1 protein-coding gene is annotated in these 543 nt (G+C 37.6%); it reads left to right on the forward strand.

The window, feature by feature from the left end; all coding sequences use genetic code 11:
* Positions 1 to 191: 191 nt before the first annotated feature.
* On the forward strand, positions 192 to 543 hold a 352-nt coding region (locus LN995_RS21755; RefSeq protein WP_394801839.1), incomplete at its 3' end, for a toxin-antitoxin system YwqK family antitoxin.

Below are 543 nucleotides of genomic sequence, written 5' to 3' on the forward strand. Positions count from 1 at the left end.
TATCAATAGTTGTGCAACAGCCACGGGGGTATTATGAGATTGGAAATCTTACAGGAGGATCCAGTTATTGTGAGTTTACTATATATAGTATATTCGTTAGTCCAGTTACGTTTAGCTGACAAATGGTAGGCGGCTAAACGTACTAGACTACGTTTATATACAAGTTATGTGCAATAGAGAATAAATAATAGATGAATTTAAATTCGATATTTTGGTTTCTGCCTTTTGTGTTGCTGTTGGTTGCCTGCAACGGTAAGAGAGAATTCGAAGAAAAATACGTTAGCGGGACAGGCTTGACTGAGCGAATTGAATATTATCCAGATGGGAATATAAAGGCAAAAGGTTTCCTCAAAGATGGTGTCTTAGACGGTACTCTTAAAATTTACTACCCGAATGGGCAATTGAAAGAAGAAACTAACTATTCTAAAGGAATGCCTGTTGGTTGGAGTTACGAATACAGAGAAAATGGAAAATACTACAGGTTTGAGGACAGGTACAAAGCCGCCCAAAGAATAAGATATGTCAGCTCCCCTGTAAATAGAA

Origin of the sequence: Pontibacter silvestris (assembly GCF_020907275.1) — a bacterium.
Classification (GTDB): Bacteria; Bacteroidota; Bacteroidia; order Cytophagales; family Hymenobacteraceae; genus Pontibacter; species Pontibacter silvestris.